The sequence below is a fragment of the Rhizobium sp. LjRoot30 genome (genome assembly GCF_964253915.1).
Classification (GTDB): domain Bacteria; phylum Pseudomonadota; class Alphaproteobacteria; order Rhizobiales; family Rhizobiaceae; genus Metarhizobium.
Genome location: NZ_CAXUSG020000042.1, coordinates 1 through 3403, shown reverse-complemented (window position 1 = coordinate 3403; position 3403 = coordinate 1). Strand labels below are relative to the sequence as shown.

At 50.5% G+C, this 3403-nt stretch carries 2 protein-coding genes; one reads left to right on the top strand and one right to left on the bottom strand.

What is annotated here, in order from left to right:
* On the bottom strand, positions 1-790 hold a 790-nt coding region (locus ACSQ3I_RS28020; protein ID WP_436004444.1), incomplete at its 3' end, for a HamA C-terminal domain-containing protein.
* Between the two features lie 238 nt (positions 791-1028).
* On the opposite strand from ACSQ3I_RS28020, the gene ACSQ3I_RS28015 reads away from it, so the two are divergent.
* A complete protein-coding gene (locus ACSQ3I_RS28015) occupies positions 1029-3122 on the top strand; it encodes a helix-turn-helix domain-containing protein (RefSeq protein ID WP_436004442.1) in 2094 nt (697 codons plus the stop codon).
* Positions 3123-3403 lie beyond the last annotated feature (281 nt).

The window sequence follows — 3403 nt, the reverse complement described above, 5'->3', positions numbered from 1 at the left end:
GTTTCAAGAAATATGCTTCGGCTCTGCCTCGATGAAAATCGACGATTTCCTTACGGTATTCGGGCGTTAGGTCTTTAGCTGCTGCTGTGATTTTACACTCGTGAATCAACAGGATCGGTACGTTGATTTTTGGTTTCAACCGGTCAATCGAGTGGTGAGGCTCCAGTGCCTCCTTGATCTTTTCCCTTAGCACTACGTCAATCTGCAGATGATCCAGATCGCGGACATTGGTGATGATCGAGTTTTCCTTCTTCAGCTTCTCTGTCGAAAGAGCCTGATAGACGGAGGCAACGATTTTATCGAGCCTGGCGTCGGCGACAGAGTTGTAGAATTTTGCCTCTCCGAACCAAAGCGTAAAGTCATCTCCATCGACAACTATATGGACGCTGTCGGCCCCTTTCGCGTTGTCTTGGCTGTTCTGCTTGTAGAAAATCTTTGGGACAACAGGTAGCGCTCCAAAGTGCTGGCGCATAAGTCCGTACAGGAAAATCTCGGCAATTTCGCTTCCCTCGCCCACCTTATCTTTGTCAGTAAGGCGGAGATTTTTTGCAGCCTTAAGAAGTGCGGTGAATCCCTGATCAGTAAGTGACGTGCGCTCCCGCTCAGACAAAGCCGTTTGCGTAATGTTGTCCCAAATGTAGTTCTGGAAATCCTGCTGGCACCACTTGCCGTCCTCGAAGTCGTTGACAAAGCTTAGAAGGCGTTTGTTGAGAGTGTTCTTCAGTTGCGTAACTGACGTCACTTTTGACAGTGAGTCGTCGAGGAAGATTTCGAACTTGACCTTGCTCATTCTGCCACCAGCTCTTGGAGAAGCCTGTTGTTGTATTCGACAAAGAGGCACTCACGCACAAGAAGCACTTTTTCCCATGCACAACTATTATGCGACTTGAATATTAAAGCGGCGTTCAATGAATGAGGCCGTCTCACATGGTTCAAAATACACCTGCAAATATGAAATGCAAGTTTGCAAATCAATGTTGCGAATTTAGATTCGATACGATATATGAGTTTCATCACAGGAGGCTGAGATGAACGTTCCTACCGCTGCATTGAAAAAGGCCCGCGAGGCTGCCAGCATCAACCAGACCGAGATGGCAAAGCGTCTCGGGGTTAGCAGCAATAGCGTTGTTTCGCGGCTGGAGAGTTCAGAGACGACCGATCAGGCGATGGCAGAGCGCTACCTTAAGGCGATAGGCACTGAACAAAGCCTCGCTATGCTGGACCACTATTTGCGCGACTGGAAAACTACTAAGCGACCTGACTTTCGGCATCCGAACCGAGATGCGCTATGGCAGGCTGAGAACGCGTTGCAAAGCCTGGATACGTTCGAATCTGGTGAGTTCGATCCCCTTCTCAAAGAACCCCTCAACTTTCTTCGCAGTAACCTGATTTCAACTGCCGATTACGTTTGGCAGACGGATCATGCCCTTGCATGGATTGGAGTTGTTGGCATTGGTAAAACGACGGCTCTGTCGCACCTCACCAATCTTATCCTTCCCGGACCGGACGGGCGACCTCGCCCCATCTTCCCTGCGTCCGGTGGCCGGACGACAACCAGTGAGGTTGTAGTAAGGCCAGGTCCTGCGTTCGGGGTGGCGGTCGAGCCTAAAACGGAGGACGAAATTCGGACCTTGGTGGGTGAAATCGTCGACGCTGCCATGGACGGCAAAGGCGGGGTCTCCACAGAGATTGATCGAGCCATCAGAAACATGGCCGACCTCCAAAAGAGCCGTGATCCCAATGATCCTAAAATCTTGATCGACCCAATAAAGGATTTGGTAGGAGGCAAGCCTGAATCGCGAGAGGACATAGTTCATTCGATTATATTGCGGATGAAACTGGACCAGCGAACTGAAACTCAGCTTCTACTTTCCGAGCATGACACTGGCGGTTTGGAATGGCTTTCTAAAGCCGTGACTGAAATCAACTTCGGTCGCCATTCGCGGTTTTCTCTTCCGCAAAGAGTCACCGTGTTCGTCCCGAAGTCCGCAATGCGCAAATCCGCGTTTGATCTGACGATCATCGACACCAAAGGCATCCAGGGGGCCACAGATCGTCGAGATTTGCAGGCGATGTATATAAATCCACGGACGTTGAATATTCTCTGCTGCGCTTTCAATGACGCTCCCGGCCAGGAAACTCTCAATATCCTAAAGGGGCTGATTGATGCGGGGTCAGATGCGATTGAGCGTCAGCGCTTGATTTTGCTTGTTCTTCCGCGCGCGGACGAGGCGCTGAAAGTCATCAATGACATGAGCGAACAGGTCGAGAGCGTAGCTGAAGGCTACGCATATCGGACGTCGCAAATCCTCGACACTCTGAAGGCCGAGAACATTCCGCCCATCCCAATCCTTTACTTCAATGCAATTGAGAATGGTTCGGCAGCAACTTGGCGTGAACTTAGCGGACATATCGATGTCCTGCGTCAACGCCAACTAGATCGGCTGTCGCGGTTCACGGCGCTTGCATTGGATTTCCATAACAATGCGGATGCTCATAAAATTCAACAGGCCCAAGTCACTTTGGCAAAAGAAGGTCAGAATATCTGGAACGACTACCCATCTGTTGCGACCGCAGTTCGTGCAGCTCATCAGGGACTCGTTAACGAACTGCAGCGTAGCCACCCGAGCACCATCGCTGCTGCGGTTGTTAGGAAGGGCTCCTGGTACAATTTAGATATCCACCATCTGATCGGTACCGGTGTCCGTGCAGACGCCAATCTCCGTACTTCTGGTCTTATAAAGAAAATCCAGGGTCGCTTGGACGGCCTCCGCAGCCAATTTGGCTCAACAAGCGAAGCTCTTGCTCTCGTTGACACGCTCGCAGAAGACTTAACCGATTGGCATCAGGACTTTCTGGTTCGCGCTGTGACCATCGGAAAGAATGCATTCAAGCCTTACCTCGACGCCGATCTCATTTTCTGGAAAGAGCTGAAACAACGCTGGGGACAGGGCTCTGGATACCGCAATGAAATCGGCGAGATGATGGAAAAGTGGTTTGAAAAGGAAGAATTGAACAAAGCGCGAGCGAAGATCGACCGGCGGCTTGAGGAAGCCTGGAAGGAGCTGGTGCTGAACCGAATTCTCGAACGATCATCCCTCAAAGAAGCGACCGACGATTGAAGCATCGACGCGTTCTAAACGGTCATGAAAGGTAAGGCAAACATGCGACCAGGCTCCATGCCAATCGCGCTTGCTACAAGCCTGGTTGGCCGACCTCCAGCTTTTTGTCATTAAACTTTCAACCTAACTCAAACGATAACAAAAAATATTTCAAGGGTTTAAGCCCGAACATTGGAGGATCGAAAATTGACAAACGCTGTTGTTTTAAGTCCCGTGCAACTTCCCTCGGTCGCCACATTTTCTATGCCGATGCTTGGGGCTTTAACTTCAGCGTTGGGTAT